24 protein-coding genes are annotated in these 26,222 nt (G+C 63.7%); 17 read left to right on the top strand and 7 right to left on the bottom strand.

Translation table 11 applies throughout. From position 1 onward, the window contains the following. Positions 1–3: 3 nt before the first annotated feature. From EZV60_RS12185 to EZV60_RS12170, 4 genes are read right to left on the bottom strand one after another with little or no spacing between them, the layout of a single operon-like run. Positions 4–1,545 (bottom strand): ABC transporter ATP-binding protein, encoded by a 1,542-nt coding sequence (locus EZV60_RS12185; protein WP_135505866.1) that lies wholly within the window; start codon positions 1,543–1,545, stop codon positions 4–6. Next, entirely contained in the window at positions 1,542–2,468 is a 927-nt protein-coding gene (locus EZV60_RS12180; RefSeq protein ID WP_135505864.1) for an ABC transporter permease, read from the bottom strand. Before EZV60_RS12180 ends, EZV60_RS12185 begins: the two co-directional genes overlap by 4 nt. After that, positions 2,468–3,529, bottom strand: coding sequence for an ABC transporter permease (locus EZV60_RS12175; RefSeq protein ID WP_135505862.1), 1,062 nt, complete (start codon positions 3,527–3,529; stop codon positions 2,468–2,470). Before EZV60_RS12175 ends, EZV60_RS12180 begins: the two co-directional genes overlap by 1 nt. A gap of 37 nt (positions 3,530–3,566) precedes the next feature. Then, positions 3,567–4,676, bottom strand: a complete 1,110-nt coding sequence (locus EZV60_RS12170; RefSeq protein ID WP_135505860.1) for a BMP family ABC transporter substrate-binding protein — start codon at positions 4,674–4,676, stop codon at positions 3,567–3,569. A gap of 491 nt (positions 4,677–5,167) precedes the next feature. Here EZV60_RS12170 and hpxZ point away from each other — a divergent pair, with 491 nt between their 5' ends. The 8 genes from hpxZ (at position 5,168) to EZV60_RS12130 (ending at position 13,651) form a co-directional block, all read left to right on the top strand. Beyond that, positions 5,168–5,545 (top strand): oxalurate catabolism protein HpxZ, encoded by a 378-nt coding sequence (gene hpxZ, locus EZV60_RS12165; RefSeq protein WP_135505858.1) that lies wholly within the window; start codon positions 5,168–5,170, stop codon positions 5,543–5,545. Between the two features lie 70 nt (positions 5,546–5,615). Further along, positions 5,616–6,800, top strand: a complete 1,185-nt coding sequence (locus tag EZV60_RS12160) for an ABC transporter substrate-binding protein (RefSeq protein ID WP_135505856.1) — start codon at positions 5,616–5,618, stop codon at positions 6,798–6,800. 73 nt (positions 6,801–6,873) lie between these two features. Continuing rightward, positions 6,874–7,743 (top strand): branched-chain amino acid ABC transporter permease, encoded by an 870-nt coding sequence (locus tag EZV60_RS12155; RefSeq protein WP_135505853.1) that lies wholly within the window; start codon positions 6,874–6,876, stop codon positions 7,741–7,743. A 4-nt stretch (positions 7,744–7,747) separates the two neighbouring features. Further along, positions 7,748–10,291: a branched-chain amino acid ABC transporter ATP-binding protein/permease gene (locus tag EZV60_RS12150; protein WP_135505851.1), complete on the top strand. Its 2,544-nt coding sequence runs from the start codon at positions 7,748–7,750 to the stop codon at positions 10,289–10,291. Positions 10,292–10,330: 39 nt separating this feature from the next. Then, positions 10,331–11,563, top strand: coding sequence for an amidohydrolase family protein (locus tag EZV60_RS12145; protein ID WP_135505848.1), 1,233 nt, complete (start codon positions 10,331–10,333; stop codon positions 11,561–11,563). A gap of 10 nt (positions 11,564–11,573) precedes the next feature. Beyond that, the gene (locus EZV60_RS12140; protein WP_135505846.1) at positions 11,574–12,737 is read left to right on the top strand and encodes an amidase; all 1,164 of its coding nucleotides are present in this window, start codon (positions 11,574–11,576) and stop codon (positions 12,735–12,737) included. Positions 12,738–12,768: 31 nt separating this feature from the next. Next, positions 12,769–13,185: a nuclear transport factor 2-like protein gene (locus tag EZV60_RS12135; RefSeq protein ID WP_135505844.1), complete on the top strand. Its 417-nt coding sequence runs from the start codon at positions 12,769–12,771 to the stop codon at positions 13,183–13,185. A 163-nt stretch (positions 13,186–13,348) separates the two neighbouring features. Beyond that, a complete protein-coding gene (locus EZV60_RS12130; RefSeq protein WP_135505842.1) occupies positions 13,349–13,651 on the top strand; it encodes a hypothetical protein in 303 nt (100 codons plus the stop codon). 96 nt (positions 13,652–13,747) lie between these two features. Here the strand turns inward: EZV60_RS12130 and EZV60_RS12125 are convergent, their stop codons facing one another. After that, positions 13,748–14,716: a LysR family transcriptional regulator gene (locus EZV60_RS12125; protein ID WP_135505840.1), complete on the bottom strand. Its 969-nt coding sequence runs from the start codon at positions 14,714–14,716 to the stop codon at positions 13,748–13,750. 139 nt (positions 14,717–14,855) lie between these two features. On the opposite strand from EZV60_RS12125, the gene EZV60_RS12120 reads away from it, so the two are divergent. From EZV60_RS12120 to EZV60_RS12080, 9 genes are all read left to right on the top strand, one after another. Continuing rightward, complete coding sequence (locus EZV60_RS12120; RefSeq protein ID WP_135505838.1) at positions 14,856–15,632, top strand: transporter substrate-binding domain-containing protein; 777 nt, start codon at positions 14,856–14,858, stop codon at positions 15,630–15,632. Between the two features lie 188 nt (positions 15,633–15,820). Next, a complete protein-coding gene (locus EZV60_RS12115; protein WP_135505837.1) occupies positions 15,821–16,468 on the top strand; it encodes an amino acid ABC transporter permease in 648 nt (215 codons plus the stop codon). Positions 16,469–16,486: 18 nt separating this feature from the next. Beyond that, positions 16,487–17,143: an amino acid ABC transporter permease gene (locus EZV60_RS12110; protein WP_135505835.1), complete on the top strand. Its 657-nt coding sequence runs from the start codon at positions 16,487–16,489 to the stop codon at positions 17,141–17,143. 18 nt (positions 17,144–17,161) lie between these two features. Further along, entirely contained in the window at positions 17,162–17,932 is a 771-nt protein-coding gene (locus EZV60_RS12105; protein ID WP_135505833.1) for an amino acid ABC transporter ATP-binding protein, read from the top strand. Next, complete coding sequence (locus EZV60_RS12100; RefSeq protein ID WP_135505831.1) at positions 17,929–19,281, top strand: aminotransferase family protein; 1,353 nt, start codon at positions 17,929–17,931, stop codon at positions 19,279–19,281. Before EZV60_RS12105 ends, EZV60_RS12100 begins: the two co-directional genes overlap by 4 nt. 12 nt (positions 19,282–19,293) lie before the next feature. Further along, the gene (gene kce / locus EZV60_RS12095; RefSeq protein ID WP_135505829.1) at positions 19,294–20,220 is read left to right on the top strand and encodes a 3,5-dioxohexanoate:acetyl-CoA acetone transferase; all 927 of its coding nucleotides are present in this window, start codon (positions 19,294–19,296) and stop codon (positions 20,218–20,220) included. 3 nt (positions 20,221–20,223) lie between these two features. Then, positions 20,224–20,706, top strand: coding sequence for a GNAT family N-acetyltransferase (locus EZV60_RS12090; protein WP_245306291.1), 483 nt, complete (start codon positions 20,224–20,226; stop codon positions 20,704–20,706). After that, positions 20,703–21,728 carry a histone deacetylase family protein gene (locus EZV60_RS12085; RefSeq protein WP_135505827.1) on the top strand — a complete coding sequence of 342 codons (1,026 nt, stop codon included), beginning with the start codon at positions 20,703–20,705 and terminating at the stop codon, positions 21,726–21,728. Before EZV60_RS12090 ends, EZV60_RS12085 begins: the two co-directional genes overlap by 4 nt. A 252-nt stretch (positions 21,729–21,980) precedes the next feature. Continuing rightward, positions 21,981–22,910: a Hint domain-containing protein gene (locus EZV60_RS12080; RefSeq protein ID WP_210115087.1), complete on the top strand. Its 930-nt coding sequence runs from the start codon at positions 21,981–21,983 to the stop codon at positions 22,908–22,910. A gap of 29 nt (positions 22,911–22,939) precedes the next feature. On the opposite strand, the gene EZV60_RS12075 is transcribed toward EZV60_RS12080, so the two are convergent. Continuing rightward, positions 22,940–25,654, bottom strand: a complete 2,715-nt coding sequence (locus EZV60_RS12075) for a tetratricopeptide repeat protein (RefSeq protein ID WP_135505823.1) — start codon at positions 25,652–25,654, stop codon at positions 22,940–22,942. A 137-nt stretch (positions 25,655–25,791) separates the two neighbouring features. Further along, the gene (locus EZV60_RS12070) at positions 25,792–26,214 is read right to left on the bottom strand and encodes a phage holin family protein (protein ID WP_135505821.1); all 423 of its coding nucleotides are present in this window, start codon (positions 26,212–26,214) and stop codon (positions 25,792–25,794) included. Positions 26,215–26,222 lie beyond the last annotated feature (8 nt).

The following is a 26,222-nucleotide window of genomic DNA, read 5'->3' as shown; positions in this document are numbered from 1 at the left end:
CGCTCAGGCCCCCTCTTGCGCCATGTGGCGGCCGATATCCTGCACGCGGGCGGCGTCGCGGGTGGTCTCGTAGACGATCCGGCCCTCGGACATGACAAGGATCCGGTCCGACAGTTCAAGGATTTCGTCAAGATCCTCGCTCAGCAACAGGACGGCGGTGCCGCCATTGCGTGCCTCGACGATGCGCTGGCGGATCTCGGCCACGGCCTTGAGGTCAAGCCCGAAACACGGGTTCTGCACGATCAGGAGGTTCGCGCCGTCCGCCAGTTCGCGCGCCAGCACCGTGCGCTGCACGTTGCCGCCCGAGAGCGTCTCGATAGGGGCGTCCGGTCCTTGGGTCTTGACGCGGAACTGCGCGATCAACTCGGTCGCGCGGGCCCGCATCGCACGACGGTTGAGCCAGAAACCCGCACGGCTCATCGGGGCCTCGTCGAAGCGGCGCAGCGACAGGTTCTCGGCCACGGACATGCCACGGACACAGGCGTTCTGCAGGGGCGCTTCGGGCAGAAGCTTGATTCCGCGCGCGCGCATCTCGGTGCGGGTGCGGTGATAGGGCTCGCCCGCCACCACCGGCTGCCCGCCGGCGATCGCACGTTGACCGGCCAGCACCTCGACAAACTCCGTTTGGCCGTTGCCCGAGATCCCGGCGACGCCGACGATTTCGCCCGCGCGCACCTGCAGGTCGAGATCGCGCACGGCTGGCAGGCCCTTGTCGTTGTCCACGCACAGCGCTTGCACATCCAGCATGACAGCGCCTTCGCCGCTGCTTTCGCGGGCGCTGACCTGTGCGGGGGGCTCGTCCCCCACCATCATGCGCACCATGTCGTCGCGGCTGAGATCCGCGACGCGGCCCTGTCCCACCAGCTTGCCCTGCCGCAGAACGGTCACCTCGTCGGCATAGGCCTCGACCTCGCGCAGTTTATGCGAGATGAGCACGACCGAAATCCGCCCTTCGTCGGTGAGCCGCCGCATGAGCCCAAGGATCTGGTCCGCCTCGTCGGGCGTGAGAACGCTGGTCGGTTCATCGAGGATCAAAAGCCGGCTGCCCAGACGGAGCTGCTTGAGGATTTCCAGTTTCTGCTTTTCGCCCGCCGACAGGCTGCTGACCAAACGGTCGAGATCGAGCCGGAAGGGCATGTCGGCCAGGAATGCCTCGAGCGAGGCGCGTTGCGCCGGCCAGTCGATAACCTGCGTGAGATCCGGGTCGCCCAACACGAGGTTTTCCGCAACGGTCATCGATGGAACCAGCGTGAAATGCTGGTAGACCATGCCAAGCCCCAGCCGTTGCGCCGCACGCGGCGAGGAAATCTCGACCTCTGCCGCGTCGAGCACGACCGAGCCGCCATCGGCGCGGTAGGTGCCCATCAGGCATTTCACCAGTGTGCTCTTGCCCGCGCCATTCTCGCCAAGAAGCGCATGAAAGCGTCCGGGCGCGATCTTGAAAGACACCTCGTCAAGCGCGGTGAAGCTTCCGAAGCGTTTGGTGAGCTTCCAGATCTCCACCTTCGGCGGCGGCTTTTTCGCGGGGTCGGGCAAATGGGTCATCGGTTGATCGACACCTCTCCGGGTGCGCCTTCAAGCGCGCGTTTCGGCGACGAACTGTAGATCAGGAGCGCGAGGGTGAGGAAATAGGGCGCAGCGCCGTAAAGGTAGTAGTTGGCGGTGATACCCACCGTCTGCAGCGCAGGGCCAAGTGCCGTCGCCCCGCCGAAAAGCAGCGAGGCGTAAAAGCAGCGGATCGGGTCCCAGCGGGCGAAGATCACCAGCGCAACGGCCATCAGGCCCTGACCCGACGACAATCCTTCGTTCCACGTACCGGGATAATAGAGCGACAGGTAAGACCCGCCGACCCCCGACAGGAACCCGCCCGCCACTGTGCCAAGGGTGCGGACGCGCGCGATGTTGTAACCGAGCGCCTGGGCGGCTTCCTCGCTGTCGCCCACGGTGCGCAGGACCAGCCCCCAGCGCGTCGTCTTCAGCGCCCAGGCCAGACCCAGGGCCAGCACGAAGCCGATCACGAAAAGCATGTTGATCTTGAGCGCGGACTGCACCTGTGGCGAGGCGCTCCACCAGCCGAGATCGATATCGGGCAGGCGCGGGGCCGACGGGTTGATGAAGGGTTTGCCAAGGAAAAAGGCCAGCCCGGTGCCGAAGATGAAGAGCGCAATTCCCACCGCGATGTCATTGACCCGGGGCAGGTTGCAGACAAGCGCGTGCACCAGCGACAGAAGTGCGCCCGCACAGCCCGCGACCAGCACGCCAAGCCATGGCTCGCCCGTCAGGACAGCAGTGGCGTAACCGCTCATCGCGCCCATCACGAGCACGCCTTCGAGGCCGAGATTCACGCGGCCGGATTTCTCGGTGATCGTCTCGCCCAGGCTGACGAAAAGATAGGGGGTCGAAACGCGGATCGCGCCGCCGATCACGGCGATGAGCACGCTCCACCAGCTGATATCGGTTCCCTCCATCAGGTCGTCCTCCACGCGGCGGGTTGGAACAGGCTGAGCCGTCCGTAGGCCGCGTTCGACGCCAGCACGACAAGAAACAGCACGCCTTGCAGAACCTGCGTCGTGGCGTCGGGCAGATCGAACCGGCGCTGTAGTAGGCCGCCGCTGGCCGTCACGCCGCCCAAGAGGATCGCCAGCACGATGATCGCCGCCGGGTTCTGACGCGACAGGAACGCCACGAGGATCCCCGCATAGCCAAAACCCACGGCCAGCGATTCACTGGCAAAGCCGTGCACGGCCATCACCTCGAAACTGCCGGCCAGACCCGCGCCTGCGCCGCCGATGAAACAGCACAGGACGACCATGCGGTTGATCGGCAGGCCCGCCATCTGTGCCGCGCGGGGATTGCCGCCCAGAATATCGACGCCAAAGCCGAAGGTGGTGCGGCGCATAATGATCCAGAGGATCAGGCAGATCACGACGCCTGTGGCCAACCCCCAATGCACGTCGATGAAGGGCAGGGGGCCGACGCGCAGCTCTTGCGGGATGCTCCAGCTCGATGTTTTCAAAACGCGGTCCCAGTCGCGGATCGGGCCGGTAATCAGGTGATACATGACCGCGATGGCGATATAGTTCAGCAGCAGCGTCGAGATGGTTTCGTTGACGCCGCGATACTGCCGCAGCGCCCCTGCGAACCCGATCCAGAGCCCGCCCGCCAGTGCGCCCGCCAGTGCCATCACCGCCACGCCCAGTAGAAACGGCGCCCCGCTGAGCGCGACGCCCGCCAGCACCGTGGCGACACCACCCACCACCAGCGCCCCTTCGCCGCCGATCACCAGAAGCCCGGCGCGCGCCGGAATCGCCGTGCAAAGCGCCGTCAGCATCAGCGGCGCCGCATTGGTCAGCGTGCTTTCGACCGAAATCTGCCGCGCGAAGGAGCCGAGCCACAGCACGTAGTAGACGTCGAGCGGGTTATGCCCGAGCGACGCCACATAGACGCCGAAAAGCGCCATCGTGATGAGAAAGGCGGCGACGTTGATCGTCACCGCCTCCAGGCTGTTGAGCAGGCCGGGAGGGGGCATTGATGCGGGCCTCTGGAATGCGCACGCCTGCCGGCGCTTAGCCCGTGGTGCCTTTGACGAACCAGTCGACGCCCAGCTTGAAGGGCGTGTCGGTATTCTCGATCACCTCGCCTTCTTCGAGGATGACGTTGCCTTTGTTGTCCTCGAGCGGTCCCTTGTAGAGCTTCAGCGTGTCGTCGATGAATCCCTGCTTGGCGGCGAGCACCTCGTCGCGGACCTCTTGCGGCACCGCGTCGCCGAAGGGGCTGATCGCGACCATGTCTTCCTTGAAGCCGCCACGTTTTAGGTTGGGGTAGGAGTCTCCGGCGACGAAAGCCTCGACGAATTCCACGCCCGACGCCCAGTTCCATTCCGCGCCGGTCAGGAAGCCGTTCGGGGCCAGCGCGCTCAGATCCGAATGATAGCCGCAGGTGTAAACGCCGCGCGCTTCGGCGGTTTCGACCGAGACTTTGGGGCTGTCGACATTGGCGATGATCACGTCACAGCCCTGGTCGATCAGGCTGTTGGTGGTTTCCGCCTCTTTCACCGGGTTGTTCCAGTCACCGGTGATGACGACATTGCAGGTCATCTCGGGATTGACAGACTGCGCACCCAGCACAAAGCCGTTGCAGTTGTTGTAGATGAAGTAGAGCGGCTTGGACCCGATGAAGCCGATCTTGCCGGTCTTGGACATCCGCCCGGCGGCGATACCGCAGAGGTAATGCGCCTCTTCGGTGTAGCCGCGATAGCCGATGACGTTCGCCGGGTCACCCTCTTTCCAGATCGCGCCGATATGGGTGAAGAGGACATCCGGGTATTGCAGCGCCATTTTCTTGAGGCTGTCCCAATAGCCAAAGGAGGTGCCAAAGATGACCCGGGCGCCATCGAGCTCGATCATCGACTGGATCACCTTCTCGACTTCGGCGGTCTCGGGCACGTTTTCCTGTTCTACCACGGTCACGCCGTCGATCGCGGCCACCTTCTTGGCCGCGTCCCAATGCGACTGGTTCCAGCCGTAATCCTGTCGCGGCCCGACATAGATGAAGCCCACGGTCACGTTGTCCATTGCGGCCACGAGGCCGGGAAGCGCGCCAAGCGCGGCTCCTGCGGTTACCATTCCGCCGCTCTGGCGCAAGAAGTTTCTACGAGAAATCAGTGATTTGGTCATTTTCTTCACTCCCCTTGGATCCGTGCGCCGCCTCTGTGCCCGTCCGGATCAGATGGCGACTCCGGTATGTCAGACCGCGGCGGTCTTGCCGGACCCGACTGGCCTGCAGATAAGGATAGCGGCCCGAACAGCGAGGATTCTGACAGGGGGTAGACCTCAGAAATCCGCCACAACGCACAAAAAATATGCAGCTTTTGTGAATATGCCTATTAATAAGGCTGAAAAGATCATGGCTCCCCACTACCGACGCACGGAAGGAGATTGACGGCGCGGGGGAGTGCTGGAGTGGGGGCGCATGGGTTACGCGTGAAAGATGAACAATAATTAAGCGAATAAAGCAAAATAGCATATTAATTATGCAAATGGACTGGTTTCAGCCTGGTCATCCTTCGTAATTCTGTAAAATCCGTCACGCGGATCGCCTTAACCAAGAGCGAACGCGGCAGGATCATGCCGCAGCGTCAACCGATCCTGGGGAGGAGCTTGGCCATATGGAGATCAATTTGCCGGATGTCGTCGCCGAGGTGACGGAAGCGTTCCAGGCCTACGAGGCCGCGCTGACCGGCAATGATGTCGCCACGCTCGACGCACTTTTCTGGACCAGCCCGCATGTCATTCGCTACGGTGCGACGGAAAACCTGCACGGCCATGAAGAGATCCTCGCCTTCCGAAAGGCGCGCCCGTCGAAGGGCTTGGACCGCGCACTGCGACACACGGTGATCACCACCTTCGGGCGCGACTTCGCCACCGCCAACACCGAATTCACCCGCGACGAAACCGATCGCATCGGGCGACAAAGCCACACCTGGGCGCGCCTGCCCGAAGGCTGGCGGATCGTGGCGGCCCATGTCTCGCTGATGGAGGCCTGACCGAAAAACTGAAGTTCAATGACCCGTTTTGTTGTTTCCCATCACTGAAATCCACCAGAAAGGACTGCTCATGACGACCTTTTCCTTCCAAAGCCTGACCCGGCGCGCCTTTGCCGGAACGGCGCTTGCGCTGATGACCGCGCTTGCCACGCCGCTGGCCGCGCAGGAGACCGTGAAAATCGGTCTCATCGCCTCGCTGTCGGGGCCGTCCTCGAAATCGGGCGAAGCGATCACGCGCGGCATGATGCTGGCCATCGAAGAGATCAACGCCGATGGTGGCCTGCTTGGAATGCCGGTCGAGCTTATCCGCCGCGATGACGAGGGCAACCCGGGCAAGGGTCTGACGGCGGCGCGCGAGCTGGTTCAGCGCGAAGGCGTGGCCGTGCTTTTCGGCGGGCTGCAGACGCCGGTGTCGCTTGCACTGGTGCCCTACATGAACCAAAGCCAGAAACCTTTCATGGGGCCTTGGGCCGCGGGTACGCCGATCACCAAGAACGGGGCCGAGGAAAATTATATCTTCCGCGTGTCCGCCGTGGACGAGATGGTCGATATCGCGCTGGTCGAGCGGGCGATGAGCGTGCATGGCGCGAAGAACCCGGGTATGATGCTGATCAACAACCCATGGGGCGAGTCCAATGAAAAGGGCCTGACCGCCGCGCTTGAGGCCGCCGGTCTGCCCACCGCCGGGATCGAACGGGTCGAGGCGAACGATATCGACGTGGTCCCGCAGCTCACGCGCCTCAAGGAGGCTGGGGCCGATGCGATCTTTATGGTGGCCAATGTCGGCCCGTCCGCGCAGGTGATGAAGTCGCTCGAACGTATGGGCTGGGACGTGCCTGTCGTGTCGCACTGGGGTCCGGCAGGCGGGCGGTTCTCGGAACTCGCCGGCCCGCGCGCGAAGGACGTGGAGATGATCCAGACCTTCACCTTCTCGGGCAACGACTCGCCCATGGCCGCCGAGACGCTGGAGGCGCTCAAGGCTATGTTCCCCGAGATCAAGGGGCCGGCGGACGTGACCCCGGCCGTTGGCATCGCCAACGCCTATGACGCGATGCACCTTACGGCGCTCGCGATCAAGAATGCGGGCTCTCTCGATGGTCCGGCCATTCGTCAGGGATATTATGACATCGAGACCCACGAGGGCCTGATCAAGACCTATGAAAATCCCTTCACGCCCGACGACCAGGACGCGCTCGGGCCCGAGGATTACGTCTTTACCCGTTTCATCGACGGCGAGATCATCCCGATCGAGTGATCCTCGGATCGAAAAAAGGACGCGAAAGGCCGCGTGCCGCGGCCTTTCGCAAGTAATTCCTGGGGACAATGCCATGATCGTCTCAACGCTGATCACCGGGCTCGCGCTTGGGTCCATGTACGGGCTGATGGCCCTTGGGTTTCACATCACCTACGCCGTGTCGAAAACGGTGAACTTCAGCCAGGGCTCCTCGATGATGTTCGGGGCGGTCATGGGCTATACTTTCATGGTCACCCTCGGCTGGCCTTTCTGGATCGGCATTCCTGCCGCACTGGCCTGCTGCGCGGTGCTGGGCCTCGTGGTGGAGCGGCTGCTGGTGCGGCCCTTCGCGGCGCGCGGTTCGGACGCCTGGCTTATGGCCACCGTGGCGGGGGGTATCGTTCTGGATAACGTGGTGCTGTTCACCTTCGGCAAAGAGCCGCGCAGCCTGCCGTCACCTTTCACCGAGAGCGCGGTCGAGTTTCTCGGAACGGGTGCCTATCCGCTGCAGCTCATCATTCCGGTGGTGGGGCTGGCCATCGCGCTGGGCCTGACACTGGTGACCACGCGCACCAAGCTGGGCAAGGCGATGCTCGCCTCGGTCCAGCGGCCCGAAGCGGCGCGGCTGACAGGCGTTAATACCCAAACGGTCATTGCCGCGTCTTTTGCGATCTCGGCGGTCTTCGCGGGTGTGGCCGGCCTGCTCATCGCGCCTTTGTTCAATGTGTCGTCGGGCATGGGTTTGATCTTCGGGATCAAGGCCTTCGCCGCCGCCATCCTGGGCGGGATCAGCAGCGCCTGGGGTGTCATGATCGCGGGCATTCTCTATGGCTGTATCGAGGCGCTGACCACCGCCTATATCGGGTCGAGCTACACGCAGATCGTGTCCTTCAGTGTCGTGATCCTTGTGCTTGTCACCGTGCCCAACGGCCTCTTCGGCCGGGCCGAGCTGAAAAAGGTCTGAGGCCATGAGCGACGCCGCTACCCCCGCCTTCCGCCTGCGCCTGACCAAGGCCCTGTTGCATCCGCTGACCTCGGTTGTGGCCATTCTCGCGCTGACGGGACTGGCCATTCTGTTCGCGCTGGGCGCCAACGGCTATATCGTTTTCATCCTCGCGCTTTTCGCCATGAATGTGGTGGTGGGCGTGGGGCTCAACATCCTGCTGGGCCTATCTGGGCAGATCTCGTTCGGGCATGTGGGGTTCTTCGCCATCGGTGCCTACACGGTCGCGATTATGGTGCTGGCCGGATTCGACTATTGGCTGGCCTTCCTTGCCGCCGGCGTGGTGAACGCGGTGGCGGGCGTGCTTCTGGCGGTGCCCGCGCTGCGCGTCGCGGGGCCGTATCTGGCCATGATGACCATCGCCTTTGCTTTCATCGTCGAACACGCCGCCATCGAGTTGCGCCACCTCACCGGCGGTCATAACGGCCTGATGGGTTTTCGCGCGCCGGAGTTCGCCGGACGGATGTTCTTTGAAAAGGAGGTGGCGATCGCCGCGCTGATCCTCGCCGCCATCGCCTGTCTGCTGTTTCTGCGGCTTTCGCGGGGTCGCTGGGGGGCCGCGATGCGCGCAGTAGCCGATAGCGAGGTCGCGGCGCAGTCGGTGGGCCTCAACCCCATTGCGATCAAAACCGTGGCCTTTGTCCTTTCCGCCGTGTTGACCGGACTGGCTGGTGCGCTTTTCACGCCGCTGCAGATGTTCATCAGTCCGGGCTCTTTCCCGTTCTTCCAGTCGATCCTCTTTCTTCTGGCGGTGATCGTGGGCGGTACTGGGCGGCTTTTCGGGCCTGTCGTCGGCAGCCTGATCGTGGTGCTTCTGCCCGAGGTCCTGTCGGGTATGGCCGAGTATCGTCTCTTGATCTTTGGCGGCATCATGATGGGGGTTCTTCTGCTGGCGCCCAAGGGCATCGTCGGGGGGCTGATGCAGCTGATCAGCGCCGAGGATCCGACCCCGGCCAAACCTTCGGGCAAGGATCCACTGGCGTTTCTCGCGCCAAAGGCGGGCGTGGAGCGCCCGGAGCTCAAAGTGCGCGATCTGGGCATCAATTTCGGCGGCGTGCAGGCGGCCAAGGACGTGTCCTTTACCGCGCCGCCGGGCAAGGTCACCAGTGTGATCGGCCCCAACGGTGCCGGCAAAACGACCGTGCTCAACATGATCAGCGGGTTCTACACGCCCGACAGCGGGGCGATCGAACTCCACGAGGATCTGGCCGGGCGACCTGCCTACCGGATGGCGCGCGCGGGCGTTGCGCGGACCTATCAGACCACCCAGCTTTTCGAGAACCTGAGCGTGCGTGAGAATATCCTCATCGCGCTCGGCACCGGGCGGTTGGGTTGGCTTCTGGGTGGCACGCCCGGGGCGGGCGCGATTGCCACGGCGGACGATCTTCTGGCCTTTGTCGGCTACAAGGGGCCGGTTGGGCGGCGCGCGGGCGATCTGCCGCATGTGGACAAGCGGCTGGTCGAAATCGCGCGCGCGCTGGCGACGCAGCCGTCGCTGCTGCTTCTGGACGAACCGGCGGCGGGGCTGATGCACAGCGACAAGGAAGCGCTGAGCGCGCTCATCCTGAAGATCGCCGAAGCGGGTGTCGCCGTCGTTCTGGTCGAACACGACATGTCGCTGCTGATGAGCATCTCTGACGAGATCATCGTGCTGGACGCGGGCGTCCCAATCAAGACCGGCAGTCCCGCCGAGGTTCAGCAGGACCCCGACGTGCGCCGCGCCTATCTGGGCGACAGCGCCTATCAGGGGCGGGCGCGACCTGAGATCCGCGAGTTTGGCCATGCCAAGGAGGTGCTCAGCACCCGCGGGCTCACCGCAGGCTACGGCGCCGCCGCCGCGCTGTCGGACGTTGAAGTGGACGTAGAACCGGGCGAGATGGTGGCCGTGCTGGGCGCCAATGGCGCGGGCAAATCCACGATGATGCGCGCGCTTTCGGGGCTGCATCGGCCCGTCGAGGGCGCGATCCTGCTCGATCTCAAACATATCGAGGACATGCCTGCCTCCAAGATTGCGCACGCCGGTCTCTCGCTCGTGCCCGAGGGGCGGCAGGTCTTCCCGCAGATGAGCGTGCGCGACAACATCCTGATGGGGGCCTATACCCGCGACGATCTGAACGCCGAGGCCGAAATCGAGGCGCTCTTGACCCGGTTCCCGCGCCTGCGCGACCGGATCGACATGCCGGCGGGTGTCCTGTCGGGCGGCGAGCAACAGATGCTGGCCATCGCGCGCGGTCTTATTGCCAATCCGCGTATTCTGCTTTTGGATGAACCGTCTCTGGGCCTTGCCCCGGCGATCATCGCGGAACTTTACGATGTCCTGGCCGATCTGCGCGACGAGGGCGTGACCGTGCTGCTGGTCGACCAGATGGCGACACTGGCGCTGGCGGTGGCGGACCGCGCCTATGTGCTGGAAAACGGGCGCGTGGTCAAAGCCGGCAGTTCGGCGGAGCTTCGCAAGGACGCCTCGATCGAAGAGGCATATCTCGGCGGCGGGGTCGCCGCCGAGTGACGCGCGCCCCAGCCGCGGGAAGACTGGAAAGGACAAGCAATGGATCTGACATTTCACAACGTGACCCTGCCCGCCAAACCGGGAGAGGCGATGGATATCGGTGTGCATGGCGGCCAGATCGTCGAGATCAAAGGCGCCGGTCATCTTGAGCGGGGCGAGCGCGCGTTCGATCTCGACGGGCGCATCGTGCTGCCCGGGTTTGTCGAGACGCATATCCATCTCGACAAGTCCTGTATCCTCGACCGCTGCCAGATGAAGGGCGGGCTGGAGGACGCCATTGCCGAAGTCGTGGGGCTCAAGGCCGATTTCACCGAAGACGACGTGGCCGCGCGCGCGACGAAAACCTTGCGCAAATGCGTTCTGAACGGCACCACGCGGATGCGCACGCATGTCGAGGTCGACCCCGTGGTGGGCCTGCGCGGCATCGAAGGCGTGAAGAAGGCGATCGCCGATTTCGCATGGGCCATCGACGTGCAAATTTGCGTCTTTCCGCAGGACGGCCTGCTGAACAATCCCGGCACGGATGAGTTGATGGTCGCGGCCCTGCACGATTGCGCGGGCTCCGTGGGCGCGGCCCCCTATACCGACAGCGATCCTCATGGCCAGATCGACCGCATCTTCGAGATGGCGCGGGAATTCGACGTCGATATCGACATGCATCTCGATTTCGGCTCGGACGCGTCTTCGCTCGATGTGGAGTATGTCTGCAAGAAGGCCGACGCGTATGGCTGGGGCGGGCGCGTCACCGTGGGCCATGTGACCAAGTTCGCCAACATGCCGCAGGCGCGACTGGTCGAATTGGCGCGGCGTCTGGCGGATGCGGGCGTTGCCGTCACAGTGCTGCCCTCGACCGATCTCTTCCTGATGCACCGCGATCATACCGAGGATATGAGCGTACCGCGCGGGGTCACGCCCCTGCACCTTATGGCGAAAGAGGGCGTGACCTGTTCGCTCTCCACGAACAATGTGCTGAACCCGTTCACGCCTTTCGGAGACTGTTCCCTCATTCGCATGGCGAATCTTTACGCCAACATCGCCCAGATCGGGCAGCGAGAGGATATGGCAGCCTGCCTCGACATGGTCTCGTCCCGCTCGGCCAAGCTGATGAACCTGACCGACTATGGCTTAGAAAAGGGCGCGCCCGCCGACCTGGTGGTGATCGACGCCACCGATCCGACGATGGCTGTGGCGGAACTGGCCCAGCCGATGTATGGCTTCAAGCGCGGCAAACCGGTTTTCACCCATGCCTTGCCCGAACTGCACGGACCCTGAGCCGCCGACGATGAAAGACACCGCCAACGCCTTTATCGAAACCGTCACGCTGAAGGGCGCTCCGGACGGGCCGCTGGCCGGGCTGAGCTTCGGCGTCAAGGACCTCTATGATGTGGCGGGGCGCGTTGCCGGCTGTGGCAATCCGGAATGGAAGCAGACGCATCTAAAGGCCGAGGCCCATGCGCCTGCTGTGCAGGCGCTTTTGGACGCGGGCGGCACCTGCATGGGCATGACCCATACCGATGAGCTGGCCTATAGTCTGATGGGGGTGAACGCCCATTACGGCACGCCGGTCAATTCTGCCGATCCGCGCCGGGTGCCGGGTGGGTCGTCCTCCGGCTCTGCCGCCGCGGTGGCCGCCGGTCTGGTGGATTTCGCGTTGGGAAGTGACACGGGCGGGTCGGTGCGCCTGCCGGCCTCTTTTTGCGGGGTCTGGGGCCTGCGGACCAGTTTCGGTCATGTCAGCCTCGACGGCGCGATGCCCTTCACCCACAGCTTCGACACCGCCGGCTGGTTCGCCCGCGATGCCGCCACGATGGACAAGGTGGCGCAGGCTTACGGGCTGGCGGAAGGCACCGCGCCGCGCCGTCTCTTGCTGCCGGTCGATCTCTGGGCGCGGGCGGATGCCGCAACCATCGACGCGATTGCGCCCGCCCTTGCAAAGCTGGAAGCGGCACTCGGCCCGGCGCGACCGGTTCGGATAAGTGACGAAGGGCTTGAAGCCTGGCGCGAGACCTTCCGCATCTGTCAGGCGCACGAGATCTGGCAGGTCCATGGCGACTGGATCAGCCAGCATGATCCGGATTTCGGCCCCGGCATCAAGGAGCGCTTCGAGATCGCGTCCAAAATCGCCGACGAGGACGCCGCGCGGGAGCAGGCGGAAAAGCGGCGCATCGCGGCCCATATCCGCACCCTGGTGCCGGCGGGGGACGTGCTGGTTCTGCCCACCAGCCCCGGCCCCGCGCCGTTTGTCACCGATCCCGAAGAGGCGCTCAACAGTTTTCGGATGGCCGCGTTCGAGATGCTTTGCGTGGCGGGCCTGTCGGGTCTGCCGCAGCTTTCCGTGCCCGCGGGGCAGGTGGACGAGGGGCCGGTCGGCCTTAGCCTGATCGGGGCCGAGGGCGAGGACCGGGCGTTGATTTCATTGGCCGGCACGCTCGACCGCGCGGCATGAGACATTGAAGACCTGAGATGGAGTTGCCCGAATGTCAGACCCTGTGACCACCGCGAAAGCCTGTGTGGAGGCCTATCTGGAACGCTCGATGGTGCCCGACCCGGAAGGCGCTGCCGCCTATGTGTCGGACGATCTGGTTGTCACCTTCACGGGCGGGCGCAAATTCAACAGCCCCTCTGGCCCCACGTCTTTCAATGCCAAGCGCTACAAGTGGGTGAAAAAGCGGTTTCTGCGCACCGACGCGGCGCTCGATCCAGAGACCGGCGATGTGCATGTCTACAACACCGGCTACCTCTACGGCGAATGGCCTGATGGCACGCCTTTCGACAACAATCGCTACATGGACGAATTTGTCGTCCGTGACGGCAAGATCGTCAGCACGAATGTCTGGAATGACAGTGCCGAGATCTTGCTGCATCGCGCCGGATTAGCCGAGGCGCCGCTCTGACGCAGGGCATGGTCCGCTGCGGCGGCAAACGAATGCGTCGAAATCCGCGTCACTGGCCGAACAGCTTGCGTTGTCAGCGAAATTCGGGCTTTCCTTTGCGGCATGACGAGTGACTTTAATTCACGATTTCAAGTTCTTTGCATCCCATCAGAAGGAGACGATTTTGCTCACTCAAACGCTCAGATTTTCCGCCGCAGCAATGATGCTCACCGCGCTCGCCGGCTGCGTCGAAGATAGCGGCAGCGCCGGTACAGCGATGCCAAGCGCCGCCGAGCAGGCCTGCCTGAGGGCCATCACCGTGGAAACGAACAATCCTGATGTCAGACTTTCGCGGTCGAGCTTCTCGCAGGCGGGCACCGAGGTGATCGCGGTCGTGGGACCGCAGGACGCTGCGTGGCAGTGCATCGCTTATAGCGACGGCACGACAAGCCGCCCCATGTCCCTGACCAACGAAGGCACGCTCTAAGCCTTTACGGCCCGGTATCCCGTGTGCCGGGCCTGTAAGTTTCGGGGGCAAATTCGTGCCGGCGATCTGCCGCTGACACATGTGTGGTCCCGCCTGTCAGGCTGGCGCGCCGCCATAAGTGCGTTCTGTCAGGTCGATTGTGGACATCTCGGCGGTCAAGGCCGCGAGGAACGTCGTCTCTGCCTCGGTAAAGCGGCGCGCCGGATTGCTGATGAGATAGATACTGATCAGCGGCAGGCTTTCGTAGGGCGGAAGCTGACGGATGCGCCCGGCGGCAACGTCCTGTTGCGCGACATGCACCGGCAGCGCGCCGATCCCGATGCCCGACATGATCATGCGCCGGATTTCGTTAAGGCTTGACGACACGCCGCGCCAGTGCGGTGACAGCCGCAGCTCCGTGCGGAGCCTGGAAATATCCTCGAGCGGCCCGCCAAGCGCTTCGGTCTGGAACGCAACGAAAGGCTCTCCCTCCAAATCGCCGGCAGAGATCGTCCGGGCGTGAAACAGCGGATGCCGCGGCCCGCAGTAAAGCCCGAAATACTCGCGGTAGAGCACCGCGTGCGTGAGTGTTCTGGGTAGGCGCGACAAAAGACAAATGCCGAAACTGGCGCGATTGAGCGACACCATGGATTCCACGTCTTCGCTCTCATGAACCGAAAAGGAATAGGTTACGCTCGGGTGGGCGGTTGAGAAACGGTGCAGGACCTCGTCGAAATGCGGGGACACCACGGAACTGGTCAGCGCGATCGACAGGTGGCCGCGCAGGTCGGCCACGTCTTCCTCAAGGATCGCCGGAAGCTGCGACACCGCGCCGAAGATCGTCGTGCATTCGGTGTAAAGCGCTTGCCCGGCGCGGGTGACCGTGAATTCGTTGGGCTTGCGGATCAGAAGACGCTTGCCCACCGCCGTCTCCAGCCGTTTGAGCGCGGCCGAGACCGTGGGCTGTTTCAGCCCCAGAGATGTGGCAGCCTTCGAGATGCCCCGCTGTTCGACCACGACCATGAAGGTGCGCAGGAGGTTCCAGTCGAGGTTCCACGGAAATCGGTTACGTTCGGGCGGCTTCATCAATCTAATCTATATTAAGGATGCGTATTATCTATTTGCGCAATGATTTGTCCCGTGCAAGGCTTTTCGCAAGCGGCCCGGTCCGCGACCGATGGTCCGGGCATGGTCCGGGCATGACAAAGCCAACATGGAGACAAGAATGACCCTTCGCCGTACCTTTCTGAAATCGACCCTGCTGGCCGCTGGCCTCGCCGCTCTCGGCGTCACCACGGCTGTCGCCGATGAGCTTGAAACGCTGAAGGAAAAAGGCGTTATTCGCATTGCGATGTCCGGGGCCTACCCGCCCTTCAACTTCGTGAATGACCAGAACGAGGTCGTCGGCTTCGATCCGGCTGTTGGCAAGGAGATCGCCAAGCGCATGGGCCTTGAGGCCGAGATTGTCACCACAGCGTGGGATGGAATCATCGGCGGTCTTCTGGCCAATAAGTACGACGCGATCGTCGGCTCGATGACCATCACCGAAGAGCGCGACAAGGTCGTCGACTTCGTCGGGCCCTATTATTCCGACAAACGCGCAATTTTTACGCAACCGGGGTCCGACATCAAAAGCCTGGAAGATCTCGAAGGCGCAAAAGTCGGCCTGACGCTGGGGGAAACCCACGAGGCTTGGGCGCGCGAGCGCGGCTACAACATCAACACCTATAAAGGCCTGCCCGAATTGCTGTTGGAGCTTGAGAACGGGCGCGTCGACGCCATCGTGAACGACTCCATCGCGGCGATCCTCGCCATGGGCGCGAAGGAGCAGGAGTTCGAGATGTTTGCGGATCCCACGACTGAACCCTTCGGTGCCGGAATCGCCATCCGCGAAGGCAACCCCGAGCTGGCCGCGGCCATGCAGGAGGCGCTTGACGCGATGATGGAAGACGGCACGTATCTCGCGCTGGCCGAGGAATGGATCGGCGCGGATATCCGCTAAGATCACGCCGCACGCCGTCCGGTTCTGTGCCGGACGGCATCGTTTCATCACCCCCGCAGGCAAGCTGACCGCCAGCCGGGAGCGGGAAAGGGCGCGCTACAGGCAAGGCGCCGGCGCAGCACGCTCCCGGCCAGGCCCGTGCGGAAAGGCCAAGACGCGCCACGCGCGAACAGCAAGAAGGATCTGACATGGACATGGACCTGATGCTCAGGGTCTACCCGTTCTTCCTGCAGGCGGCGGGCACGACGATCCTGCTGTCGGTGCTGACCGCACTTCTGGGGCTGGCCTGCGGCACACTCGGCGCCGCCGCGCGCCTTTCGCGATTTGCCTTCGTTCGGTTTCTCGGCGCGGCCTATGTCAGCGTCTTTCGCGGCACGCCCGCGCTTATCCAGCTTTTCATCCTCTATTTCGGTGGGCCGCAGATCGGTATCCAGCTGGACGCGTTCGAGGCAGGCGTAATCGGTCTGGGCATTAATGCGGGCGCCTACATGACCGAGACGATCCGCGGTGCGATCATTTCCATCGACAAGGGTCAGAAAGAGGCCGCGCGCACGCTGGGCCTTAGCCGTTGGCAGGCGATGTACCGCATCATCCTGCCACAGGCCGCGCGACTGATGGTGCGACCGCTCGGCGTGAACCTCAACATGCTGATCAAGGCCACCGCCCTCGTCGCCGCAATCTCGGTGATCGAGCTGACCTATACCGCGCAGCGCTACATCGGCTCCACCTACAAACCTTTCGAGATGTTCCTGCTCGCAGGGGTTCTCTACATGATCATCATCTATGCGACCGGGCGGGCCGTGGCCTGGCTAGACCGCAAAGTTCAGATCACCTGACCGGCAAAGGACACACCCATGGGCCTCGATTTCACGGTCATTCCCGGCTATCTCGACATCATCTTTCTGGGATGTCTCTGGACCATCGCGATCACCGTCGCCTCGGCCCTGCTCAGCTTTTTCGGCGGCATCGTCTTTGCCGTGATCGCACTTTACGCGCCCCTGCTGATCCGTCTGCCATTTCGCCTGTTCGAGTGGGTCTTCATGGGCACGCCGCTTCTGCTGCAGCTTTTCCTGATCTATTTCGGGCTGGTGCAGATCGGTGTCGATCTTCCGGCCTTCGTGGCAGGTGTGATCGGGCTCGGCCTGCATTTCGCTGTCTACAATTCCGAACTTATCCAGACCGCGATCCTGTCGGTCGACAAGGGCCAGATGGAGGCCGCGCGCACTGTAGGCCTCAGCCGCGGACAGGCGCTGCGCAAGGTCGTGGTGCCGCAGGCCGTGCGCGCCGTCATTCCGCCCATCGGCAACAACATGATCGCGCTTCTCAAGGACAGCGCGCTGGTGTCGGTCATCGGCGTGAGCGAGCTGACCCTGTCGGCGCAGCGCGCCATCGGCGCCACCTACCGCCCGTTCGAGTTCTACATGCTCGCGGCCGCGTTCTACTATGTCATCAACCTTTGCATGGAATGGGTGCAGCGCCGGATCGAGCGCCGCATTGCCCTTTCCCGCTGACCCCCCGGAGCCTGCCCCATGTCCGATCACAGGAAGTTCGTTCAGATCCGCCATGCCCAGAAATCCTTTGGCACGCTCGAGGTGCTCAAGGACATCAGCCTGACGGTGGAGCGTGGCCAGATCGTGGCCATCATCGGCCCGTCGGGGTCTGGCAAATCCACGCTTCTGCGCGCAATCAACGATCTCGATCCGCTCACCGGCGGCGAGGTCTGGCTTGACGGCGTGCAGGTTAACAAGAGCCTGCCGTTCCGCCAGTATGAAAAGCACATCAACCAGATGCGGCAGGACATTGGTATGGTGTTCCAGCACTTCAATCTTTTTCCGCATATGACCGCGCGCGAGAACGTCACCATGGCGCCCAAGATGCTCAAGGGCCTAAGCAAGGAAGAGGCCGACAAGCTGGCCGAGGAACAGCTCGACAAGGTCGGGATGCTGGAACGGATGGATTACTATCCCTCCCAGCTTTCGGGCGGGCAGAAACAGCGCGTCGCCATCGCTCGCGCGCTTGCCATGAAACCCAAGCTGATGCTGTTTGACGAGGCCACCTCGGCGCTTGACCCCGAGCTTGTGGACGAGGTGAACCAGGTCATGAAAAAGCTCGCCGAAGAGCACATGACGATGATCATCGTCACCCACGAGATGGATTTCGCGGCCTCAGTCTGTGATCGCGTGCTCTTCATGGATCAGGGTGTCGTCGTCGAGGAAGGCCCGCCCAGCGTGGTCTTCAAGAACCCCGAGAAAGAGCGGACCCGCGCCTTTCTGCGCAAGCATCTGGAGGGTGCGAAGTGACCGACGCGCCATCCTATCTTTTCTACCAGACGCACAACCCGCGCCCCTTTCTGGACCGGGGCGAGGGAATCTACCTTTTTGACGAGTCCGGCAAGCGTTATATCGACGCGTCCTCCGGTGCGATGGTGTCGAATATCGGCCATTCCAATCCGCGCGTTCTGGCCAAGATGAAGGCGCAGATGGACAAGGCGACCTTCGGCTACCGCCTGCATTTCCGCACCCACCCGTCAGAGGATCTCGCCGCCAGGACCGTGGCCATGTGCCCTGAGGGGCTTGACCGGGTCTTTTTCGTTTCTGGCGGCTCCGAGGCGGTGGAAAGTGCTGTGAAACTTGCCCGCCAATACGCGCTCGCAACTGGGCAGGGGAGTCGCCACAAGGTCATCTCGCGCTTTCCGTCTTATCACGGCTGTACCTTCGGGGCGCTGGATCTGACAGGTTATGCGCCCCTGCGCGACCCGTTCGCGCCTATGATGGAAGGCATGCCAAAGGTGGCCGCGCCCACCACCTATCTCGACCGCGACAATCACACCGAGGAAGAACGCGGCCTGCGTTATGCCGAGCTTTTGCGCGACAAGATCGAAGAGGCCGGACCGGAAACGGTCCTTGCCTTCATCATGGAGCCCGTGGGCGGCGCGTCGACCGGTGCACTGGTCGCGCCCGACAGTTACTACCAACGCACGCAGGAGATCTGCGCGGAATACGGCGTGCTGCTTATCTACGATGAGGTGATGACCGGTGCGGGGCGCACGGGAAAGTTTCTCGCCGCCGAGCATTGGGGCATCACACCCGACATCGTGGCGCTTTCCAAAGGGTTCGGCGCCGGCTATGCGCCACTTGGCGCGATCGTCGCGGGCGCGCGCCTGGTCGAGCCGGTGCTGAACGCGGGCGGTTTCCAGCACGGTTTCACCTATGCAGGCAACCCGCTGGCCTGTGCGGCGGGGATGGCCGTTCTGGAAGAACTCGAGGATCAGAACCTGATCGAGAACGCCGCGCGGATGGGCGATCTGCTCAAGGCCCGGCTGACGGCCCTCATGGACCGCTACCCGTTTATCGGCCATGTGCGCGGCAAAGGCCTTTTGCTAGCCTTCGAGATGGTCTCGGATCGCGAGACCATGACGCCCTTACCCAAGCAGTGGAACGCGTTCTCGCGGCTGGTCGAAATCGCCTACGAGCTCGGGCTCATCATCTATTCCCGGCGCACGCGGGGCGGGACGGAGGGGGATCATTTCCTGATTTGTCCGCCGCTCATCATTACCGAGGCGCAGATCGACGAGATGATGGAGCTGCTCGACACGGCACTTGCCCGCTTTGCAGAAGAGATCGCGCCAGCCCTCGAAGAAACCGCCTGAATAGCCCGTTTTATGTCCAAGATTCTCATCACCTGCGCGATCACCGGCTCGATCCACACGCCGTCCATGTCGCCCTATCTGCCGGTGACGCCGGAGGAGATCACCACGCAGGCTGTCGAAGCCGCCGAGGCGGGCGCCGCGATCCTGCATCTTCACGCGCGCGACCCCGAGACCGGGCGGCCCTCGGCCAGCCCCGAGCATTTCATGGCCTTCCTGCCCCGGATCAAGCAGGCTTCAGACGCGGTACTCAACATCACCACCGGCGGCAGTGCGATCATGACGCTCGATGATCGGCTGGCCGCGCCGCGCGCGGCGGAACCCGAGATGTGCTCGCTCAACATGGGGTCGATGAATTTCGCGCTCTATCCGGCGATCTCACGCATCACCGATTGGACGCATGAGTGGGAGAAGCCGTTTCTCGAAAACTCCCACGACGTGGTCTTCAAGAACACCCCACGCGATATCGAAACGATCCTGACCGACCTGGGCCAGACGCGCGGCGCACGGTTCGAATTCGAATGCTACGATGTGGGCCATCTCTACATGCTGCGCCATTTCGCCGACCGTGGCCTGGTCGATCCGCCCTACTTTATTCAGTTCGTCTTTGGCGTTCTGGGTGGCATCGGCGCGGATCCCGAAAACCTCGGCCACATGAAACGGATGGCGGACAAGCTTTTCGGGCAGGATTACCAGTTCTCGGTGCTGGCGGCGGGCCGTCATCAGATCCCTTTCGCCACCATGGCCGCCGCGATGGGCGGGCATGTGCGTGTGGGGCTCGAAGACAGTCTAATGATCTCGCGCGGCACATTGGCAAAGCGCAATGCCGATCAGGTCGCCAAGATCCGCCGCATCGTCGAGGATCTGGGCCGGGAGCCCGCCACCCCTGACGAGGCGCGCAGCATGCTGGGCCTCAAGGGCGCGGACCGGACAGCGATCTGACCCGTGGCGCAGACGCAGATCAGACCGGTGGAGCACCGCGATCTCGAAGCGCTCGAAGCGGCGCTTCGGGCGCTCGGACATGATTTGGGCGATCCCTACCGTGCGGGTCGCGATTGCTTGGGTCAGGCGCTTTTCGGTGCGACCCCGTCGGCCTTTGCGCAGATTGCCGGCGACGGGCCGCAGCTGCGCGGGGCGGTGCTGTTCTCGCCCGTTTTCTCCACGATGCGCGGCGGGGCGGGGCTTTACGTGTCCGATCTCTGGGTCGAGGCCGCCGCACGCGGCAGCGGTCTGGGCCGTGCGCTCTTGCAAAGTGCTGTGGCGCGGGCAGACTCGCTGTGGAACGCGGGCTTTCTGCGGCTGGCGGTCTACGGGCAGAACACCCGTGCCAGGCAGGTATATGACGCGCTGGGCTTTACGCCGGTGGCGGGCGAAACCGTAATGCTTCTTGCGGGAGAGGCGTTTCAACAGATGCGGAGACCAGAATGAAAGCGATTTTCGACGACCGGCAATGGAAGCACGACCCACAGAACTTCATGGCGAACGGGGTCGTGTCGCGCAGCCCCGAACAGCCCGCGCGCATCGAGGTGCTCAAATCCGCGGCCGAACGGGCAGGTTATGAATTCTCGGCGCCCGAGGACGCCGGTCTCGGTCCCATCGCGGCGATCCACAGCGCGGAATACCTGACCTTTCTCGAGACGATCCATGCCCGCTGGCGCCGCATCGACGGCGCCGCGCCCGAGGTGATCCCCAATATCCATCCCGCCAACCGCACCGACAGCTATCCCAAATCTGCCATCGGGCAGGCCGGATACCACCAGGCCGACACGGCCTGTCCCATCTCCGAACACACCTGGGAATCCGCCTATTGGTCGGCACAGACGGCAATCACCGCCGCCGATCTTGTGGCGGCCGGCGAAAGCGGTGTTTACGCGCTCTCGCGCCCGCCGGGCCATCACGCTTTCGCCGATCTTGCCGGGGGATTTTGTTTTCTGAACAACGCCGCCATCGCAGCAGAACGCTTGCGCGTCGCCGGGCGCCGCCCCGCGGTCCTCGATGTGGATGTGCATCACGGCAATGGCACGCAAGGCATCTTCTATGCCCGCGCCGATGTGTTGACGGTTTCCATCCATGCCGACCCGGCGCGCTTCTATCCCTTCTTCTGGGGGCATGCGCATGAGCGCGGCGAGGGCGCGGGTCTGGGTGCGAACCTGAACCTGCCCCTGCCGCGTGGCACGGGCGATGACGACTATCTCGGCACGCTCGAAGATGCGCTTGGCGCGATCCGGGCCTTCGGCGCGGATTGCCTCGTGGTCGCGCTGGGGCTAGATGCCTCGATCGACGATCCGTTCAAGGGCCTCGCGATCACCGAGGCCGGATTCGCGCGGATCGGCGCGCGCCTCGTGCAGACCGACCTGCCGCTGCTTATGGTGCAGGAGGGCGGCTACCTCTCCGACGCGCTCGGGGCGAACCTTGTGTCTGTCCTGCGGGGTGTGACCGGACAAGCCTGAGCCCGCAGGAGGCGACTTGGAAGCATCGAGAACTTGCACCGTCTCTACTCAATGACGGAGCTGCGTCTGACCAAGAAACGAGCGCACGGGCCCGAAATAAGGGATCTTCGAGGCCCGGAACCTGCAATTTCGATGGCACGACTGCCACTTCCATATTACTGTCGAGCAAGCACAGCTTTGGTAAGCTGGCCGAAACTTCCGCGTTGCCAGTAATAAAGAACACATCCTAAGAAAATGACAGCAGGAGCCTTCATGCCTTTTTCCTTCCTGAACGTGTACACCTCTGATGGGTCGGGCAACATCGCCGATGTCGGCGCAGCGTTCCCGCCCGGTCCCTACCGCGTGGTCGAGCAGGGCACCGTCGATGGCGTTTTGACCACCAACGAGCTGGTCATTTTTGAAGACGGCAATAACAGCTTCACCATCCCCCAATCGACGTACCTGGGCACATCCGGAACCAGTAACGAGATCATCGTGACGTCGAACAGCTCGTTCCTCCTGTTCACGGATAACACCTACACCGTCGGCGACCCGTTCCCGAGCATCGTCAATCAGGACTACACCCTGTGTTTCGCCGCCGGCACGCTTATCGCCACGCGCGACGGAGAGCGTGCGGTCGAGACCCTCCAGATCGGCGACGTGGTGATGACCGAGGACGGGCGCGATGTCCCCGTCAAATGGATTGGCCGACAGACCGTGCACAAGCTATTTACGCCCGCCGAGCGGTTCGAGCCGGTGCGCGTGGCCGCGGACGCGCTCGGGGCCGGCGTGCCGCATAGCGACCTTGTGCTGACCGCCGATCACGCGCTGGTTCTCGACGGTCTCGCAATCAATGCAGGCGCATTGGTTAACGGAACCACGATCACGCTCGATCCGCGCGACAGCCTGCCCGAGCGCGTGACCTACTACCATGTAGAGACGGAAAACCATGACGTGATCCTCGCCAACGGCGCTCCGGCCGAGACCTATATCGATTACATCGGCCGCCGGGCCTTCGACAATCACGCCGAGTATCTGGCACTTTACGGCGACGAGCCGGTGATCGCCGAGATGCCGCTGCCCCGGGTCTCCTCGCGCCGACAACTGCCCGACGCTCTACGGGCGCGCTTCGGGATCTCGGACCTCGCCGAGGACATCACCGTCGAAACACGCGCGTTCCTCGCCCGCCGCGGCGCGGCCTGACTGCCTGAACAAGACCCGCGCCGGCATTCTTATGCGGCTGGCGCGGGTCCGCCTTTGAGCAGAGACGGCGCAAGTTCCAGAAGAGTAGCGGTCGACCCCGCCCCCCTCTCGGCGGCGTTCCAGTAATTCGAGGTCCTCTTGTAGGGCAAGGGTACGTGCACCTGCACCCATGACCCCAGAACGTGGCGCGGCAGGATGCGAATGTCGCGTGGTCCTTCCGTACCTTCCTTGAGGTACCAAGCCACCGCGCGCGTCAACAGACCTGGACCCGTCTTCAGCCAGGTGTTGTCGCTGTGACGCTCCAGCAAGGCGCGGCGGGCGGCATGGGCCGCCCAGACGATAGCGGGATGCATCGGCGGCGCGAAAACGATGTTGTTCGAAATCGCCCCGCGCGGTTCGATAAAGACCGTCAGGCCACGCGTCTTACTGAATACGCTTTGCAGGTCGCCGATCAGCCGGTCATCGCAGTCGACATAAAGCCCGCCTTCCAGCATCAGCCAGGCAAGTCGGAAATAGTCGCTTTGCTCGGCGGGAGAGCGCGCCGCACGCAGCGCCTTGACCCAGTCCAGTCCAAGCTGCGCCTCGAGCCAGGTCATGGCCTCGCGCCGATCGGCCCGGTGATGGGCGACGCCGGGGGCCTGCCGCCATCCCTCGATCAGCGCGGCGATGTCATCGGGTGGCTGCGGCGCATCCCAGTATTGCATCACCTGAGGCGGCACATCCGACCGCGCCTGGGATCCACCGTCGGGATTGGCCCGGCACCACGTCTCGATCTCGGCGCCGGCTTGCGAAAGGTATGTCCGCGCATCGGCGCTTTTGCCGTCGCGGCGCGCAAGTTCCACGTCGAATTGCAGCAGGCCGTTGATCGTCGGCCCCGACTGCAGGACCGAGCGGCGCGGAAGCGCTTCCCGGACCCGCTCGGACAGGGTGTCGGCCCGGTCAATCTCTCCGCGGCGCAGGTAGTGGCTCAGCAGGATAAGATCCAGCCGGTTTCTTTGCTGTCGGTCTTTGATCCCGTGGATGATCGCCTCGGCCGCCGGAAGATCCCCGATCTCGCTCCACGCGCAGGCGGCGGCGATCCTGAAATCGAGGCTCGGTGGGCGATCCCCATGCAGCGCGCTGTGCAATTCCTCAAGCGCCCCGGCCCGGATCAGCATGGAAAGATAGGCCTGGAAGATGCCCGGGTGCCACGGCCACCTTCGGCAGGCGCGTCTCAGGTAGCGCGATGCAAGACGCAGCCGCCCGGTCAGCATCAGCAGACGTTGAAGCAAAAGCGTCTCCTGCGGTTTGCCTTGTCGGTGCCCGGTGCGGCGCGCGGTCAGCGCGGCCTCTGCGCCCTCCGCGATTTCGATGCAGACTAGCCGAAAATGCCAGTGTTCCAAGGGCGTCAGATGGTGTTTCAGACGCGCCGCGATGCGTTGCCACTCCGCGCTTCCATTGCGATAGAGTTCTTCTGTAATGCCAATGCAAACGCCCAGTGGCAGCCTGTCCCGGCCCAAGAGATCGGAAAGAAGCGCGCGGTATGATGCGCCGAAGCCCAGCTGATCGGCGCGCAGATAGATCCGCCAAAGCGCATCCGGCGGCAGAATGCGCGCGGCCGAATTCAGACGTCCGGCGGCGTCTTTGAGAAGCTGCACCTCGTTGTCCGAGCGCAGCGCGGACAAGACCCGGACGAGGATCAGCGCGTCCGACACATGCTTCGACGGGTCGTGCTTTCCGGTGGCAGGCTCGGCCATGATGGAGGCGGCAAGCTCTTCCAGCCCGGCTTGATCCCCCAACGCGATCAGCGCGTCGACCCGCGCCATCGCCGCCGGTCTGTGTTCGGGAAAGCTGGCCAGCGTCTCCTCGCTCAGGGCAAGGCTGCGCGCGGTCTCGCCGGTCTGGCGCAGGCAGATGGCCAGTGCGTCGCGCAGCGCCAGCGCGTCTGGGGCTTTCTCAAGCGCGCGCTCAAGCAGCGCGACAGCGTCGGCGGGCCTGCCCAGCCGTCGGAGCACCTCGGCCTGTTTGGCGACGAAGGGCAGATGTCCGGCCTTTTCGGCCCGCGCCGCCTGCACGGCCGCCAGCGCCTCTTGCAGCCGGTGCGATGCGATCAGGGCGTCGATCCGCGCCATCGCCGCCGGGATGTGTCCCGGATCAAGGGCAAGCGTCGCCTCGCTTACGGCCAGGCTGCGCGCGCTTTCACCGCTCTGGCGCAGGCAGGTGGCCAGCGCATCGCGCAGCACCAGCTCGCCGGGTGTCTTTTCAAGCGCGCGCTCAAGCAACACGACAGCTTCGACAGGTCGGGCCAGCCGCCTCAGCACTTCGGCCTCTTTTGCCGTGAAAGGCAGATGCCGGGGCTGCGCGGCCCGCGCCGCCTTGGCGGCCACAAGCGCCTCGTCAAGCCGGTAGGCCGCGATCAAGGCGTCGATCCGCGCCATCACCGCCGGAATGTGTCCTGGATGAAGGGCCAGCGTTTCTTCGCATACGGCCAGACTTTGCGTGCTTTTGCCGCTCTGGCGCAGGCAGGTGGCCAGCGCATCGCGCAGCGCCAGCGCGTCCGGGGCCTTTTCCAGCGCGCCCTTGAGCAGCGCCACGGCCACCGCGGGCCGACCCAGCCGCCGCAATATCTCGGCCTGCTTGGTAACGAAGGGCAGATGCCGGGGCTGCGCGGCCAGGGCCGCTTTCAGCGCCGCCAGCGCCTCGTTCAGCCGGTGCGATGCGATCAGCGCGTCAATGTCGCGTACGTCGAGGATGTCGTCATGCATCGCGTCTTACTTACACCTGTCGAGCCCCGGGCAAAACCAGTGTCGCATCCGCCAAACCCGACCTGAGACCACGAGGGCTGACGCTGCCCGCGTCACGGCGCGTCGGATGATGTTCCGATTGCGTCATCGGCAGTGCGCTATCGCTTGAACGACCGTCCCAGCAAGACGCCCGCCGCCAAGGCAGCGCCGACAAGGGCCGGCCCGGGTTCTTCCGTTCCATGTTTCGCGTCATCTCCGCCGCCCCGCGCTTGCGACAATAGGCTCAGCACATCGAGGTCAGCCGCCGCCTGATCCCTGGTGCCCGACCGCTGGCGTTTCATCATAAACCGGCCCACCAGCATGAGGATCAGCGCGATGAGCAGGGCAACGCCCGCAAGAATGAACGCGGCTATCCAGGCCTCAACCCTGATCGCCAGCCAGAAAAATGATCCGAGGAAAAGAAGGGCGATGGCCAGACCCAGCATGCCAAGTGCCGCGCCCTCGACCACTACGCCCGCCGCCCGTCGACGCACATTTCCGAACTGCGATTGAATCAGGGTTCCGATCAATTTTTCCAGCATCTCTGACC

Source organism: Roseovarius aestuariivivens (assembly GCF_004761875.1).
Taxonomy (GTDB): domain Bacteria; phylum Pseudomonadota; class Alphaproteobacteria; order Rhodobacterales; family Rhodobacteraceae; genus Roseovarius; species Roseovarius aestuariivivens.
The sequence above is the reverse complement of the archived record's forward strand: the minus strand, read 5'-3'. Positions and strand labels throughout refer to the sequence as shown.